At 40.3% G+C, this 16,485-nt stretch carries 15 protein-coding genes; 5 read left to right on the top strand and 10 right to left on the bottom strand.

Annotated elements, in window-relative coordinates:
- Positions 1–67: 67 nt before the first annotated feature.
- Positions 68–1,525 (top strand): dGTPase, encoded by a 1,458-nt coding sequence (dgt, locus tag E5N72_RS19305; protein ID WP_135926725.1) that lies wholly within the window; start codon positions 68–70, stop codon positions 1,523–1,525.
- 83 nt (positions 1,526–1,608) lie between these two features.
- Positions 1,609–3,903, top strand: a complete 2,295-nt coding sequence (locus E5N72_RS19300; protein WP_135926724.1) for a hypothetical protein — start codon at positions 1,609–1,611, stop codon at positions 3,901–3,903.
- A 50-nt stretch (positions 3,904–3,953) separates the two neighbouring features.
- Here E5N72_RS19300 and E5N72_RS19295 read toward each other — a convergent pair whose 3' ends face one another.
- Both E5N72_RS19295 and E5N72_RS19290 read right to left on the bottom strand, forming a co-directional pair.
- Positions 3,954–4,646, bottom strand: coding sequence for a hypothetical protein (locus E5N72_RS19295; protein WP_135926723.1), 693 nt, complete (start codon positions 4,644–4,646; stop codon positions 3,954–3,956).
- Positions 4,647–4,733: 87 nt separating this feature from the next.
- Positions 4,734–5,663 (bottom strand): LysR substrate-binding domain-containing protein, encoded by a 930-nt coding sequence (locus E5N72_RS19290; protein ID WP_135926722.1) that lies wholly within the window; start codon positions 5,661–5,663, stop codon positions 4,734–4,736.
- A 113-nt stretch (positions 5,664–5,776) separates the two neighbouring features.
- On the opposite strand from E5N72_RS19290, the gene E5N72_RS19285 reads away from it, so the two are divergent.
- Positions 5,777–6,082 (top strand): hypothetical protein, encoded by a 306-nt coding sequence (locus tag E5N72_RS19285; RefSeq protein ID WP_135926721.1) that lies wholly within the window; start codon positions 5,777–5,779, stop codon positions 6,080–6,082.
- A gap of 851 nt (positions 6,083–6,933) precedes the next feature.
- Here E5N72_RS19285 and E5N72_RS19280 read toward each other — a convergent pair.
- Together E5N72_RS19280 and E5N72_RS19275 are read right to left on the bottom strand one after the other, a co-directional pair.
- Positions 6,934–7,224: an antibiotic biosynthesis monooxygenase gene (locus E5N72_RS19280; protein WP_135926720.1), complete on the bottom strand. Its 291-nt coding sequence runs from the start codon at positions 7,222–7,224 to the stop codon at positions 6,934–6,936.
- On the bottom strand, positions 7,221–7,442 hold the full coding sequence (locus tag E5N72_RS19275; RefSeq protein ID WP_105173754.1) for a DUF2798 domain-containing protein: 222 nt from the start codon (positions 7,440–7,442) through the stop codon (positions 7,221–7,223). The genes E5N72_RS19280 and E5N72_RS19275 overlap by 4 nt, the downstream gene beginning before the upstream one ends.
- Before the next feature lie 81 nt (positions 7,443–7,523).
- Between E5N72_RS19275 and E5N72_RS19270 the strand changes: the two genes are divergently transcribed.
- Positions 7,524–8,378, top strand: coding sequence for a LysR family transcriptional regulator (locus tag E5N72_RS19270; RefSeq protein WP_105173755.1), 855 nt, complete (start codon positions 7,524–7,526; stop codon positions 8,376–8,378).
- A 76-nt stretch (positions 8,379–8,454) separates the two neighbouring features.
- Here E5N72_RS19270 and E5N72_RS19265 read toward each other — a convergent pair whose 3' ends face one another.
- From E5N72_RS19265 to E5N72_RS19250, 4 genes are all read right to left on the bottom strand, one after another.
- Entirely contained in the window at positions 8,455–9,180 is a 726-nt protein-coding gene (locus tag E5N72_RS19265) for a hypothetical protein (RefSeq protein ID WP_135926719.1), read from the bottom strand.
- Between the two features lie 152 nt (positions 9,181–9,332).
- Complete coding sequence (locus E5N72_RS19260; RefSeq protein ID WP_135926718.1) at positions 9,333–10,205, bottom strand: nuclease-related domain-containing protein; 873 nt, start codon at positions 10,203–10,205, stop codon at positions 9,333–9,335.
- A 328-nt stretch (positions 10,206–10,533) separates the two neighbouring features.
- A complete protein-coding gene (locus E5N72_RS19255; protein WP_135926717.1) occupies positions 10,534–11,616 on the bottom strand; it encodes an HNH endonuclease in 1,083 nt (360 codons plus the stop codon).
- A gap of 242 nt (positions 11,617–11,858) precedes the next feature.
- Entirely contained in the window at positions 11,859–12,452 is a 594-nt protein-coding gene (locus E5N72_RS19250) for a class I SAM-dependent methyltransferase (RefSeq protein ID WP_135926716.1), read from the bottom strand.
- Between the two features lie 1,075 nt (positions 12,453–13,527).
- On the opposite strand from E5N72_RS19250, the gene E5N72_RS19245 reads away from it, so the two are divergent.
- Positions 13,528–14,304 (top strand): EAL domain-containing protein, encoded by a 777-nt coding sequence (locus tag E5N72_RS19245; protein ID WP_135926715.1) that lies wholly within the window; start codon positions 13,528–13,530, stop codon positions 14,302–14,304.
- Between the two features lie 524 nt (positions 14,305–14,828).
- Here the strand turns inward: E5N72_RS19245 and E5N72_RS19240 are convergent.
- Together E5N72_RS19240 and E5N72_RS19235 are read right to left on the bottom strand one after the other, a co-directional pair.
- Entirely contained in the window at positions 14,829–15,170 is a 342-nt protein-coding gene (locus tag E5N72_RS19240) for a hypothetical protein (RefSeq protein ID WP_135926714.1), read from the bottom strand.
- Positions 15,170–16,189 (bottom strand): hypothetical protein, encoded by a 1,020-nt coding sequence (locus tag E5N72_RS19235; RefSeq protein ID WP_135926713.1) that lies wholly within the window; start codon positions 16,187–16,189, stop codon positions 15,170–15,172. Before E5N72_RS19235 ends, E5N72_RS19240 begins: the two co-directional genes overlap by 1 nt.
- Between the last annotated feature and the right edge of the window lie 296 nt (positions 16,190–16,485).

The following is a 16,485-nucleotide window of genomic DNA, read 5'->3' as shown; positions in this document are numbered from 1 at the left end:
TAATTATGGCTAAGTTTTGCTAACAACTCTCAACTGCGCGGCTTATATTGCTTTGTGGGAAAAATAAATGATCGATTTTGGTAAGAAAATCACCCCTGCACGCGAAATGCGTTCAACCAATAACTTGCATACTGCGCTTGAAAGTGATCGAGGTCGTATTATTAATAGCGCTGCTATTCGTCGCTTACAACAAAAAACCCAAGTTTTTCCGCTTGAACGCAATGCTGCCGTGCGCTCAAGGCTTACTCACTCTCTTGAAGTACAACAAGTAGGTCGCTTTATTGTACAAACAATTTTTAATAAGTTGAGCGATGCCAAGCAAAAAGAATATGGTTTAGTGGGGCTTGAACGGCCTTTAGAAAGCCTCGTCGAAATGGCGTGTTTAATGCACGACATAGGCAACCCACCCTTTGGCCACTTTGGCGAAGCAGCAATCAACCAATGGTTTGCTAAGCATCTAGATGCTTTAACTCCTGAGCGCTGCAAAGGAATTGGTATAAGTGTTATTTTTAAACACCTCGCTGAGGATATTAAAAATTTTGAAGGTAATGCGCAGGGGATCCGCATTATCCATTCATTGCTATCACTTAATTTAACTTACAGCCAAAGTGCGGGCATTTTAAAGTACACACGCCCGGCCAGTATGCTCAAGTCAGATATTCCACAAGACAAAAACTACTTAATGAAAAAAGTCGGTTACTACTTCAGCGAAAAACCATTTGTTGAAGCACTCCAAACCGAACTTGATATAGAGCAATATTGTCGCCATCCAATCAGCTATATTATGGAAGCTGCCGACGATATCTCATACTGTCTAGCCGACATAGAAGATGCCGTAGAAAAAGGCATTATTAGCGTAGAGTCGCTCTGTGAAAAACTCAAAGAGCAATACAGTCGCACACTTACTAACCTCACAATTGACGATACTAAGCATAGTGACTTTGCCGAAAAAGCCATTGATTATGCGCTAAGTAAGGCTCAAGAACAGCCTTACAATTTTAATAGTGAGTTTTTCATCTACTTACGTGTCACTTTATTGCATCCGTTAGTGAGTTATGCAGCTGAGCGCTTTATTAATAATATCGAAGCTATTTACCACGGCGACTTTAATCAAGCTTTATTAGAAGATCGTAGTCACTTACATGCTGTCACACTTACCTTAAAACAGGTTGCACTAAAACATGTTTTTTGCCACAAAGAAGTGGAGCGTTTAGAACTACAAGGTTACCGCATTATTAGTGGCCTGCTTGATTGCTATAAACCATTACTTGCTCTTGAAGCTGATGCGTTTAAGCGTGTGTTAAAAGGCGACCAAAATTACTTAATAGAAACACGACTAGTGAAAAAACTCTCAAATAAACATTTGAACAGCTATCAAAAGGCGATTGATGCGTTAAAAGCAGAGCCCGATCACTTTGCTGCCTATGAGTTTTATTATCGTTGTCGATTAATTCAAGATTATATTAGCGGTATGACAGACCAATTTGCCTATGATGAATACCGCGCACTCATGGTGATAGATTAAGCGATTGTGGATAAATTGCCGGTCTGAGCTTAAAATTAATTAACTACTTGGGTAACCAGATTAACCTTACTGGTCAGAGAACTATGCCAATAAAAAAACTATCTATTTTGCTGTTTCTTATAAGCATGAGCTTTGCAACTAAAGCACAATACAATGAAGCAATGTGTATTTTGTTAAAACAGCAAATGCATGAGTTTCGTTTTAACACCAGCAACAAAAATTATCGAACTGCTGCTAGAAGCTTTGAAAAAAATTGCCAGAACCCAACGCCAGTGCATAACGAAGCGGCGCTTGAAAACATTGCAGAGCAGACAATAGACTCCCCTCCCGTTTCGGTTAATAAAGTGAATCGCTCAAACGGCCACTCCGGTGCTATTTTAGGCACCCCTGAAGAAACTACAGCACCAGAAGCAAATGCTATTAACGAAAGCGAGCAAGCTGACGCCACAGCTGAACAAGCAATCCTAACAAATAGAGTGAACGACGAGCCTGCTGCACCAGAATCTCCTCAGGTTGAGAGTATCCCTAGCAATGATTTAGCAACAACGACGGAACAACCTAAGCAAAGTGCTGCAGAGACTGTTGTTGAACCGGTAATTGAGGCTATTAAAGAACCTACTGAAATCTCGCCTGAGTTCGAGCCACAAACACCAGTACAAGAGCCTGTTGCAACAGAAACAGATAATGCGCAAATAAATAACACTCCTATTCCCGAGCCAACACCAGCGCCGGTTCAGAATAATGAAGTTAGCTCATCAAGTTCACTGTTAGTGCCAAGTTTAATCGTTTTACTCATTTTGCTTATCGCAGGATTAGTTATTGTTCGAATTCGTCAAAATAAACAAGACGATTCAGAGTCAGAGTTAGCACAAGATTTACTCCATGCTCAGGCTATTAAAGCTGCAGCTGAGGCTAAAGCACAAAAAAATCAAAACGACTCAGACTTTTTAGCTCCTGAGCCAACACCAGAATTAAACAGCTCTTCAGCTTATGACAGTAATACTTCTGCGCCGTATGATTCATTTTCTGCTTCTGAAAACCAGCAACCAGAAAAACAAGAAGACGATTTCGCGAGCTTAAATGCAACAACAGAAGATCAAGCTCCAACTGATAATACGTGGGCTGATCTAAATTACGCGCAAAACAAACAGAGCACGGCTTTAATAGATGATGAGCCAGCACTAGAGCAACCTGAAGAAAGCGAGCCTGAAGAGCCGCACTTTAGCTCGTCGTCATTTGGTTTTGACGAATACAAAGCACCAACTATTGATGATGAGCCAGCACTAGAGCAACCTGAAGAAAACGAGCCTGAAGAGCCACGCTTTAGCGCATCGTCATTTGGTTTTGACGAATACAAAGCACCAACTACTGATGATGAGCCAGCACTAGAGCAAGCGGAAGAAAGCGAGCCTGAAGAGCCACGCTTTAGCTCATCGTCATTTGGTTTTGACGAATACAAAACACCAATTACCGATGATGAGCCAGCACTAGAGCAACCTGAAGAAAGCGACTCTGAAGAGCCACGCTTTAGCTCATCGTCGTTTGGTTTTGACGAATACAAAGCACCAGTAACCGATGATGAGCCAGCACTAGAGCAACCTGAAGAAAGCGACTCTGAAGAGCCACGCTTTAGCTCATCGTCATTTGGTTTTGACGAATACAAAGCACCAGTTACTGATGATGAGCCAGCACTAGAGCAACCTGAAGAAAACGAGCCCGAAGAGCCACGCTTTAGCGCATCGTCATTTGGTTTTGACGAATACAAAGCACCAGTAACCGATGATGAGCCAGCACTAGAGCAACCTGAAGAAAACGAGCCTGAAGAGCCACGCTTTAGCTCGTCGTCATTTGGTTTTGACGAATACAAAACACCAAATACCGAAGAAAAACCTAAACATGATGACGTACCCGAGTACGACTTATCATCATTAGTTAATGAGGATCTTTCATTCACTGAAGATTTTAGTAAAACAGATCAAACACCTACACATGAAATATCTGCAGATGATGATATTAGCGATGATGATTTAGCAAAAGCGTTGCAAGCACTTGAGTTAGAGTTGCAGGATGAGCCTGTAAGCTTTGACGATACCGAGCAAGACGACACCCCCACAATTTCACTAGATGAAAGCCATCAAGGTAAAGATGCTTATTCAGCTGATGAAGAAACGGCAGATCAGCAAAAAGAAGATGTACTAACAGACGATGAGCAAACCGATGAAAAACCCAAGAACCCATTTGCTAATTTGTCACTAGACCCAGCATGGGATCCAGAGTCAAACGAAAAGCCTGTTATTGAAAACAAAGCAAAACAGCCAAAATCACAAGCTTTAATTGACGCAGAAGAGCGCGCAAAAAAATTTAAAACTGACGATTAAAAACTCACCATGTAGCAAGGTAACAAGGCATCATTCCTTGCTACATGGAATTATTTAATTGACGCTCTTGATTGCATAAGCCAATGATAAACAAAAATTATTGAGAAAAAAGCTGTCAACGCAATGCAGCACAACACGATAATATTCGCTGGTAATATAGTTTCACTTGTACGGCTATATCGCTTTGACTCTTGCTGAGCAAGAATTTTTGCTCGCTCAGCTTTGCTTGGCAAAATAAACTCATGAAATGTGTCTGTTGGTTTTGCTTCTGAGCGGGTTGTTTGTACATTTTTTTGCTGCCATAGCATATCAAATTGTTGAAACTGAATTTGTTTGTTTTCGATACACCAATCTAAATTTTTAAGCTCTAACGCTTTTTCTATACACCGGGTGGGCATTACATAAAAACGCTCCCATGCCGCTTGTTTGCTGCTTAACGCTTGCGCTGTGAGAGGTTGAGATACTGAGCTTTCTAAATCAGAAAAATCTTTACGGTATAAAGCATTGGTTTTTTCAGCTATTTGCTCTTTGGTAAAACATGACTCAGAAATACGTGATGATAAATTATCAATACGTAATTTATAGACACTTATTTCATCAAGCAAATGGGCTTTACGAAGTGCAGATTGCAACTCTTTGCGTTCAGTTTGCATACGTTTACATTCATTCTGAGACTCAGTGGGCTGAGCTAACAAACATGCAGGAATAAACAGAAAAGCTGCAATTAAAATCCTTTTAAACATATATTTACGTCACTGTAAAAATTTAGAGGTACAGCGTATCATTTTGAATTAAAACTGCAACACTTCTTAACCAATCATCCTAAAGAATTACTTTTTATTTCCCATTAATTTGGCTTGTCGCGATTTATAGTGTTGATCATCATATGCAAATTGCTTCTGCAGCCAGTCTTTAAATAATTGAACTTTTTGCCATTTAAAATGCTCTAAAGGTGCTGCAAGGTAATACTTGTACTGGCAATGGTATTCAAAATCAGGGTAAATCTCTAACTGCCCATGTAAAAGTTGAGACTCAATTAACCGCCGCCTAACCAAAGCAATTCCTTGTCCTGCAAGCGTAGCTTGAATCACCAATGCCGCGTTATCTATCTCAAGCGAGGGCAAAGCATCAGGGCTGACTGCAAGTTCATCAGCCAACTTTAGCCAACCGCGCTCTGCGTCAGGACAAATATCTTTTATTAATTTTTGCTCTAACACCTGATTTTTTAGTGACTTAGAAGTATCTAGTGCCCCTGGTTTATAAGCCAAAAATAAACTGTCGTCACTGATGAGCTCACTATGCAAACCTGGGTAACTGCCTTGACCGAAACGAATACCTAAATCGACCTGCCCCGCTGAAAAGTCAGCAAGCTGATCGCTAGGTTCAATACGCACTTTGATATGGGGATATTTGTTTTGAAAGTCGCTAATTCGGCCAAGCAACCAACCACTGGCGAACGAAGGTAGCACAGTTAAGTTTAACGTATTTGGGTGGCTATCTTGGCTAACTGCCTGCACACCTGCCTGCAAATGGCTAAACCCCTTAAGTACATGGGGTAAAAGGTGTTCGCCTTGGCGAGTCAGCTCAACATAACGGGTATGACGAGTAAACAAGCTGCAATCAAGCTGTTGTTCTAACAAGCGAATTTGTTGGCTAACCGCAGCTTGGCTAACAAACAACTGCTCTGCCGCAAGCTTAAAACTACCTAACTCTGCCGCGTGCTTAAAATACCAAAGGCTTTTTAATGGAGGTAACTGCATACGCATTTATGATTAATAAAAACTTAAGCATAGGCAATTTTTAATCGTTTGTCAGTAGTGGTAACACGAGTAATACTCATATTGCCAACCGCGACAAGACAAGGACAACCACCATGAAATACTTACTTATTTTATTACTTATAGTTGCCACAAGCTTTAGTTATGCCAATCAACCCGTAATTACTCAGCTTGATACCGATGAAGGCTACCCTTATAAAAACTTAATTAAAAAAGTAGAGCGAGTAGAAATTCGCTATGTAGAAAACAGCCATTCGGTGACCTGTAAAGTCAATGTGCAAACACTGCATAACCAATACATGGGCAAAGAACAAACAGTTTCAGCCAAGCTATTTGCAAAACGCCCAATGGCCGCGTGTTTAACCCGCAAAAAGGCCAAGCAAATCCTGCATATGCTGTAACCATTTCAACCTTGTTAAACTAGGCTACGAATAGCTGTACTTCCCCAGTAGCCTAGTTTTTTCCTATCAAAGTAAAACGTGTTTCGTGGGTTTAAATTTAGAGACGAGCGATTTGCTAGATCTTTTTTCGAACCACAGAGGACATAGAGAGCACAGAGAAAGACAAACTTTGTGGTTCAAATATCTTTATTCACAAAGAGAAGTGAATGAGAAGACAACGAGGAAACCCAAATTAACTTCACCAACCTTCTTCTCAGACGCAGCCAAGTAATCTATTTATCGAGACTAACTGTTCGCTAGATCTTTTTTCGAACCACAGAGGACATAGAGAGCACAGAGGAATACAAGGAGTTCTCTAAAGCGCAGCGCCTCGGTGAACTCTGTGGTTCAAATATCTTTATTCACAAAGAGAAGTGAATGAGAAGACAACGAGGAAACCCAAATTAACTTCTCCAACCTTCTTCTCAGACACAGCCAAGTAATCTATTTATCGAGACTAACTGTTCGCTAGATCTTTTTTCGAACCACAGAGGACATAAAGAGCACAGAGAAAGACAAGGAGTCCTCTAAAGCGAAGCGCCTCTTAATCTCTTTGTGCATTAAGTTTCTCTGTGAAGCGCGCAGCGCCTCGGTGCCCTCTGTGGTTCAAATATCTATATTCACAAAGAGAAGTGAATGAGAAGACAACGAGGAAACCCAAATTAACTTCTCCAACCTTCTTCTCAGACGCAGCCAGTAACCTATTTATCGAGACTAACTTTTTTCGAACCACAGAGGACATAGAGAGCATAGAGAAAGACAAGGAGTCCTCTAAAGCGCAGCGCCTCTTACCCTCTTTGTGAATATTAAATCTAAAGCTCCTCCACCTTCTCCACCTTCTCTACCTCAACTGGCTCCGCAAAGGCATTCTCATAAAACGCGAACACAGCTTTGGTATAAGGCTGAGCATAATGCTCATCAAGGGCAGCTTGCGATTCAAACTGCTCAACTAAAAACAAACAACGCTGCTCTTTGCTCGCAAACAACTCAAAACGATTACAACCAGGCTCTGCACGAGTGGCTGCTAAAATGCCCTGTAAACGCCCTTTACAGTCATCAAATAATGCAGCCTTTGGGGTAATTTTTGCCACGATATTAATCATACTGAATCCTTACTAAATAACTTTAAAACCAATGCCCGAATAGGCGGGGCAACCGTAAAAGCCACAACAAACGCAGCAGGCCACGCATTAGCAAACGCCTTCATCCAACTTAGAAAAAATGTATCGCTCAGCCCTAAGTTGACATAAGTGACCCATGCCGAAAGTAAAAACGACATTAAAAACGAAAATGCCGCAGTAAAAGTAAAATGAATTTTCATATGTCCTCCTTGGCGTTACTATATTTGCACAGGCTAAGTGGCAACAGTCACGAAAATGCAAACTAAGATTGAGGGAGTCGTATGCTGGATGATCTGCATTTATTTATTGAAATAGCGCGCCGTAAAAGCATGAGCCAAACAGCAAAAGATTTAGGACTGAATCTATCGACCCTATCAAGGCGCATTCAGGCGTTAGAAGAAAAACTCGCTGAGCCATTACTGCAACGCACAGCCCGAGGCATTGTGTTAACCGCCAAAGGCGAATCACTGTATAACGAGTTAGGCGAACAAGTGCTTGCTCTTAACAGCCAGCTTGAGCAATTAAATGACTCGCCCGCTGCAAAAGAGTTTTACCTGTTGTGCCCACAAAACATCATTGCGGGCCCACTGATGAGTGCAGTTAATCAGTTTGCGATGGCAAACCCTACGCTAAACCTCCACATTTACCCAAGTAATGCCAACAGCCAACTAAGCCAAAAACGTTTTGACTTAGCTATTCGCATCGGCGAACAACAAGACTCAAGTTATTTTCAAAAGCGCCTAGGCATGATCGCAATAAAGCTGATTAAAAAGAAAGATGCTCCAACATCAAGGTTGATACTGCCCTATTCAGAGTCACAACTCCCCAGCGGTTTGCTAAACAAATTAAAAACCGAGTATGAACACATAAGTTTTTGTTTTGATATTACAATCGCCAGAAAAATGGTTGAAGCAGGCTATGGCATTGGCTTACTACCCATGAGCGAAATTTGCTGCATAGAAGACACCAGCAACTTTAGTTATATCGACTCCCCCCACAGTATTCCCGCAAGGCCAATTTACGCCCTCTGGCCACATTCACGCACACCATCAGCGAATGCCCAGTTGTTGATAGAACAACTCCAAACCAGTATTGCAGACTCACCAAGCTTGCAAGGAGAAATATTAGGGCTTTAGTTGCGAGATGCGAGTTGCGAGTTGCGAGTTGCGAGTTGCGAGGCATTGTAGGTCGGGCTTTAGCCCGTCAAATAACTCAATCTTTAAACCAACGATAAAGACCAAACACAAACAGCATGGCCGCTATGCCAGCCAAGGCTAATTGCCAAATTTTAAGGTCATTCAACTTTGTTAATTGCGGACCAACACTCTCATTTAAAGGAGTTGAAGCTTGTTTAATGGGTGCTTCGATTATCGGGCTATTTATTGCAACTTGGCTTGTGACTTTGTTTGTATTTATTACTGTAATGGTTGGCTTTACTGTTATAACAATATCTTTATAGTCTGCTTTAGCTTTACCACTCCAAGCAGATTCAAATAGCGCCTTTTGCTCTGCTTTATTTTCGCTACACCATACAAAATCAGCTTGCTCCATATCTTTCGCTCTACAACGATCAGGTAATTGATAAAATTGCCCCCAAGCATGGCGCTTTTTATCGTCATTATATGAATTTGAATACACCGTAGAGTTATGTACTTTGGTGTTTAAAAGTGCGGTAGGGTTCGAGCGATACGTATAATTACCGCCATTACCAGTACTTCTTTTTGGGTGTTTGCAGTGTCTCGCCAGCAGCGTAAAAAGCTCATCTAAACGTTGATTCCAACGTTCACCTTGCTTAGCCGTATAGCTACGATTCATTCTTTTACGAATGCCCTCGCGCTCAGCCTCTATACTATCGCAGCGACTTTTTGAATATTGCTCTTCAGCAACCGTGTTGAAACTCGCAAGCAAAATAGCGAGTAATAAAATCCATTTATTCATAACATTACATCTGTGTAATTTGGTTGTAATTACTCCCTATGTGTTAGCAAGGGAGATATTTATTCGATAGAAGCTAGCCAAAACAATCGCTTTAGAAAACTTCCGATGCAAATTGCCTACTCAAAATAAGCATTAAATTTAGTCTCTATCAATTAAACCTTAGAAATATTTAAGCTTCTTTGCACAGCTTGATAGCAAATAGCTTTTTGCATAGCTCCATCTATTTGGTTTTGGCGCATCGACAATATAGTTTTTGCTAACTGTCTATGGGAAACAATAGGAAATGGTGGTCGCTGCTTCAACTCTATAAACCAACCTGGAAAGCACAATATTGGGGTTATTTTTGTTTGAAAACCAGTTGCTTCACTTAACCATTTATAAACCCAATTTGCTTGTATTTCTGCCTGTTCAATTGGCTTGTTTTCATTCCAAGATGGAAAGGCAAGTAGATTATTTTCGAATCGGACTTTGTAGTTTGTATCATCTTTAACGCGCTTATGCCTTCCTTTTGTTTCAATCGCAAAAACACCATTAGGCCCAATAACTAAGTGATCAATATTAAACCCATCAGCTTGAATATCATGAAATATTTGATACCCATGAGATTGAAGCTCAATTAATTCAGATGCAACAGCTAACTCAGCATCTCGCCCTAGTTTTAGTTTAATTAACTGGTCTGATTCAAACCACGATTTTCTGGCGGTGTAAATTAAACCGACAATAATTACAATTATAAAAAAGTAGTTCAATTGACCGCTTGCCAACATTTCGGTAATCCCTTTGAGGGCAAACGGCATTGTAATAATCAATGCAGCTAAACCTATGTAACCAACAACATTAAAGACCTTATCGTTTACTTGATCGTTAAGTGTTTGTGCGGCTACTCGAGTAAACTTTTTTCTATCTACGGGTAATTTGGCTTGCTTCTGATGAAGCCATACTCTAAAAAAAATAACACCCAATATTGAATATATTCCTCCTATTACAAATAAGAGGCTGAGTCCTTGTGCTATGAAGTTATCCATTTCAGGTCCTTGTTCAGTTAACTCCCTCTTTATACATCAATTATTTAATAATGTCGCGTTGGCGACGGCAACCAAAGATAAGTAAACGCCGACTTCTCTTTGGAATCTCTCGGCGCCCTGGGTTCGCACTGTTCCCTCATTTTGAAAAAATTAAATGAACGTAACCAACATAGATAGGCACAATTACACATCCCTGTACGCACCCAAGCTCGGATATCCATACCCTCTCGTTAAAAGCTTCTCTTTTTCACAGCACTCGCCTGCAACCAAACAATGATCTATTGGTATTTTATTTCAATAAGATATATAAAATTAAAACCTAGACCTTTTAAAAATCATATAAGTGATTTGTCTGCGCGACTAAATCTAACGCGTGGACATTTTTACTTCCCGCCAACTCGAACCTATCTTTTGCAAGCCAAAGTTTTGCGCCATTGCTGCTAGCAACTTGGTATGCCCAATTGCTTACTGCAAGGGATTTATCTACATCACAATGAAAATAGCGAGTTAGTTCATCAGTGAGCAGCTGACTGTGGCGATCTAGGTTTTGATCTTGCCAACGTTCACGGTGTAATTGTGCAGCTAAAAAGTCACGTTTACTGTTATTACAACTTCGATGGGCGGCAACAAAATTATGGCCTAAATCGTTAGCGTAGCGGGCAAAGGGAATAAAGTGATCAACTTCTATCGCGCTTGTGAGTGGCTTTTGACAATAAAAACACTGGCCTTTTTGTATTTCGACTAAAATTGGTTTTGCTTTGTTTAGTGCTGTGCGGTCAAAACCAAATAAAAAGTCATGCAGTTGGCTTTGCGGGCCAATAAGTGCTTGATTGTGCTTGATGCTTTGAATCTTTTGTAGCCATGCATTTTTAGCTAAATAGACAACTAAATCGTAAAAGCGTCTAAAGCAAGCAGCTATGCCTGCGTTTAGAGTAATATAGCTTTTGCCTTTTGTGTGCGGATATAAAAAGCACTCTTCTTGTTTAGCAAGAATTTGTAAGCGCCACAACGGGCCTGTTTTTAACGTGTCTAAAGCTGCTTTGTAAGTGGTATGCCAGTAAGGGCTTAATTTAAGCTGGCGCAAGCTACGAATATTGTTTTGCTGGCACTCATATAGCACCGCAATTACTTTTGATTGCGCACCCGAGTTTTGTTTTAGTAAAGCACTTTCACCACTGTGAGCAGAAGAAAATGGCACAGCATGGTGCCAATAAAGCTCTATTAACTTTTCAGCTAGCTTAGCAAGATCAATGTTTAACTCGCTAGCCTCATACATCATTGGTTGCTCAACACAAACATCAGCCAACGCATGCAATAGTGCAAACTTATATGTCGCACTAAAATCGCCTTCCACCAGCATGCGCTGAATGTAAGCAATAAAATCGAGTTGCTGCTGCATGGCCATCATCAATCAAGCCTTATGTGTACTTTTGAAAAGTGCTTTAAAGTTCATGAACCGTTCCCTGTTTACGCCGACTTATTTGCCACTTATGCTCATAACGCATTGTTGTAGCTTGAATATTGGCGATTTAGTTTAGGAACAATCTAGCATGAAAAGCTATTGCAAATATAGGATTTTAGGTAGAGTTACTCTTTAAAACCCATACAATATTGGGGGAGCTGCGGTATAGCCTGCTATACCGCAATAAACTACTATATCGTTCTTCTATGCAAAATGGCGTTTAGCCATGTTTCTGTGGCGCGCTCTGGGCGTTGGTCGGCGCTTTGCCACGACTTGAGGATAAATAGGTCTGTGCCTTTAATTATGTTCTCAAGTGCTTGTTCGTTTAGGTCGGTAAATTCGCGACCGTTGTGTTCGCGCTCGCCGTCGCCGTATTTAAACGATACATACACGATGCCTTGTGGCTTTAATGCGCGGGCAAGGTTGTTGAATGCTTCGGTTAAATCGTTTTTTGCTACGTGAATAAGGCTTGCGCAGCACCAAATGCCGTCGTATTTGGCAACGTGGTTTAGCTCTAGAAAGCTGCTTACTGCTACGTCTTGATTTAAGTATTCTGACGCCAGCTTTGCCATAACTGGGCTGATATCGAATGCATCTACGCTATAACCACGCTCTTTAAAGATGAAAGCGTCGCGGCCAGAGCCACAACCGGCATCGAGTAAAGCGCCTTTTTTTGGGATCAGCGGTAAGAATTCGTCGTAAAGTTCATTGAGGTCTACATCGAGTGTGGCATCTACAAATGCTTGCGCATTTTGGTTGTAGTATTCGACGGTTTTGGATGCCATTTTACTTCCTTTATAGGGGCAAGATTGCTTGGCGCTAAAATACCATTAAAGCTAGGTACTAAAAAGATATCAAATTGATTTTAAGTATTTTTGGCGGGAAATATTTTTATACTCCAGCGTAATAGATGAGGCACAATATTGAAGAAATAATACTCACAAAGAGGATAAGAGACGCTGCGCTTTAGAGGAAAAACTAATAGGATTAACTAGTATCTCATTGTCTTCTCATTCAGTTCTCTTTGTGAATTAAGGTATTGAACCACAGAGTACACCGAGGCACTTCGCGCTACACAGAGAAACTTAATGCACAAAGAGCTTATGAGGCGCTGTGCTATAGAGGTAAAAACTAATTGGCTTAACTAGTATCTCATTGTCTTCTCATTCTCTTCTCTTTGTGCAAAAAATATTGGAACCACAGAGTACATAGAGGCGCTGCGCGCTACACAGAGTAAAACCAATACTCACAAAGAGGCTAAGAGACGCTTCGCTTTAGAGAAGTAAGTCTTTATACCTCATCGTTTTCTCATTCACTTCTCTTTGTGCAAAAAGATATTTGAACCACAGAGTTCATCGAGGCGCTGCGCGCTACACAGAGTAAAACCAATACTCACAAAGAGGCTAAGAGACGCTACGCTTTAAAGAAGTAAGTTTTAATACCTCATTGTTTTCTCATTCACTTCTCTTTGTGCATAAAGTTTTGAACCACAGAGAACACCGAGGCGCTTCGCGCTTCACAGAGAAAACCAATACTCACAAAGAGAGTAAGAGACGCTGCGCTTTAGAAAAGTAAGTCTTTATACCTCATTGTCTTCTCATTCTCTTCTCTTTGTGCATAAGGATTTTTGAACTACAGAGTACATAGAGGCGCTGTGCTTTAGAGGAAAATAGCTAATTTGCTTAACTATTATCTCATTGTGCATAAAGAACCTACAGTAAATAAATGCCTGTTTGACACTATGTAAAACGGCAGCTACATATTTTCCCTATAGTTTTATACTTTTAACTCAACAACATTGCACAATTGGCAATTTACTAGCACTATTATGTATTAAGAAGACTTTAGTCTGAGGTAAGCATGCACGACAAGCAAACTCATTGCCAGCCAACAGGTTGCAATAACTGTAAAGACAAACTAGAACTTGGCTTTGATTTCACCATGGCTTTTCAGCCTATCATTGACTGCGCAGCAAAGCAGATCTTTGGTTATGAAGCATTAGTTCGCGGGCCTAATAATGAGTCGGCTTATTCTGTTATCTCACAAGTGAACGATGAGAACCGCTATACCTTCGACCAACTTTGTCGTATCAAAGCTATTTCGCTTGCAGCAAAGCTAAAGCTTGATTCTATTTTGAGTATCAACTTTTTACCTAACGCGATTTACAAACCTGAGCGCTGTATTAGAACAACCCTTGAAGCAGCTAAACAATATGACTTTCCGGTAGAGCAGATTATGTTTGAATTTACCGAGGTTGAGCAAGTTGAAGACACGAATCACATTAAACGTGTTGTTGAATATTATCAGTCGTTGGGGTTTATTACGGCTACGGATGATTTTGGTTCTGGTTATTCGGGTTTAAATTTATTGGCTGACTTTCAAAGCAATATTATTAAGCTTGATATGGCACTAATTAGAGATATTCATTTAAATAAAACTCGTCAAGCAATTGTGAGCCATTGTATTGCGATGTTTGATGAATTAAATATCACTACGCTGGCTGAGGGTATTGAAACGATTGAGGAATATCAATGGTTACGCCAAGCTGGGGTGAGTTTAATGCAAGGTTATTTATTTGCACGTCCGGGTTTTGAGAGTTTGCCTGAGGTAGATTTTAGTCTGTTGCGTGAGGCTTAAAACTCGCGTCGGCCCGCATCAGATTTATATCAAAAACCTAATTTACAAAGAGATTATAAGACGCTGCGCTTTAGAGGAATATCAGTAAGATCTTTTAATATATAGGCTCATTCACTTCTCTTTGTTAAATAAAGATTTGAACCACAAAGGTCACCGAGGCGCTGCGCGCTACACTGAGACACCAAAATTCACAAAGAGGATAAGAGACGCTTCGCTTTAGAGGATTCATATTAAGTAGCTGTCTATTTCAAATGCTCATTGTCTTCTCATTCACTTCTCTTTGTTAAATAAAGATTTGAACCACAGAGGTCACCGAGGCGCTGCGCGCTACACAGAGACACCAAAATTCACAAAGAGGATAAGAGACGCTGCGCTTTAGAGGATTCATATTAAGTAGCTGTCTATTTCAAATGCTCATTGTCTTCTCATTCACTTCTCTTTGTGAATAAAAATATTGGAACCACAAAGAGCATCGAGGATGCTTCATTTAATATAAGCAATCTTATCAAGGTGTTACGGGTTAACTATTTTTGATAATAAGAAACGATACATAGACAAATAATTGCCCCAAAGACCGAGATTAAGTGCGCAGCTCCTATAACTTTGTCGATAGGCCGTGCATACTTTGCTACAAAACGACCATCAAATAGTGGGGTTGGGATTCTTGAGCGCTCAAAAAACATAGCAAATATATAAAACGAAACGCTTGCGCCGATGCCTTTATCCCAACCAGGCGGAGATACTCCATCTTTTTCCATATGCTTATCTATATACTTAACTGACACTCTATAAAAGAGCACACCTGAAGCAAAAGTAACTACTGTAAATATCAGTAAGGAGTATCCAGCAAAATGAGATAAAGGCATTAAAATGCACCTTCAAATATAGGTTTCCTATCATAGATGTTTTCAGAAACTTTCTTAGAGAATTTGTTCATTTGTATGCTTGCAGTTAGTCCAGCAATTATACTCAAGCCAATTGCAACTACCCAACCATAAGGTGTAAGTATTAAAACTGAGCTAAGTGCAGTTGTTAAAACTGTACCTGTGTAAATACCTAATGCTGTTGAAGCCCCAAAACTAGCTAGCTCTGTTGATAAACTTCGCTGCCAATCCTTATTGTTTTTATAGTCGCTGTAAACTTTGTTCGCTCTGAATGCACCATCAAGTAAAATCATGCCATTGCCAAGCCAGCGCCCGGTATTTTCAATTCGCTTAATTTTATTGAATTCAGCGGTGCTACTTATATCGAGCTTGGCGGAATGCCTTGCTGATTTAGCTATATTGATTCCTCGATTCGGGTTAGACCAAACCGTGCCACGACGGCTTGCACGGTTTACACTCATAAAACGTTGCAATTCTGCACGAAACTGGCCGTTCAGCTCTTTGAATATACTGAATGCTTTTTGTTCTAATGCAACCATATGATACTTGGGCATTCCTGATTTATGAGCCATGCGAATATCTCTTAAAGCGGCTTCATATTTGTTGGCATAGGTGGCGAACTTTGAACTACGAGCCTCTATTGATGTTGCTCCAGCCCCAACAATTCCATGTGTGTTTTCAGACAAAAATGGCATAACCTGATTTTGAAAATCAGAGATTGCCATAAGCGTTTCACTGCCAAAATCGCGAAGCATGTATGCAATGTTCCGGCGGGATTGCGCAGGTAATAAATCAAATTGACGAACTATACTTTGTTGTTCATTAGTAGGTGGAGTGTAAGAGTCTGAGTATTCTCTTCGCCATATATAAGGTGTGCCTGAAGTGATAACTTGGTTTTTTATATGGTTATTGTCTTTAGTAAAGGTGTCTTCTTTATCTTCTTTACATTTCACAAATTCAGCTGTGACTGAATCAATACAAATTCTAATTTCTAATGCCATAAGTAGTATCCATACTAATTAATCATCCTTATTTAAAGGTTATCTTTATCACTGTAGTGAGTCAATAATGAATAAAAAATGGGTACAAGTTATGTGGTAAATTATTTTAGCTAATAGTTAATGGTTTTCTCGTTCACTTCTCTTTGTGAAATAAAGATTTGAACCACAGAGTACACCGAGGCGCTGCGCGCTATACAGAGAAACCAAAATTCACAAAGAGGATAAGAGACGCTTCGCTTTAGAGAAGTACACTTTAGTACCTCCGTTTCTTCCTCTGTGCTCTCTGTGTCCTCTGT

The sequence above is a fragment of the Pseudoalteromonas sp. MEBiC 03607 genome (assembly GCF_004792295.1).
GTDB lineage: Bacteria > Pseudomonadota > Gammaproteobacteria > Enterobacterales > Alteromonadaceae > Pseudoalteromonas > Pseudoalteromonas lipolytica_C.
This window is presented reverse-complemented; position numbering and strand designations above follow the sequence as displayed.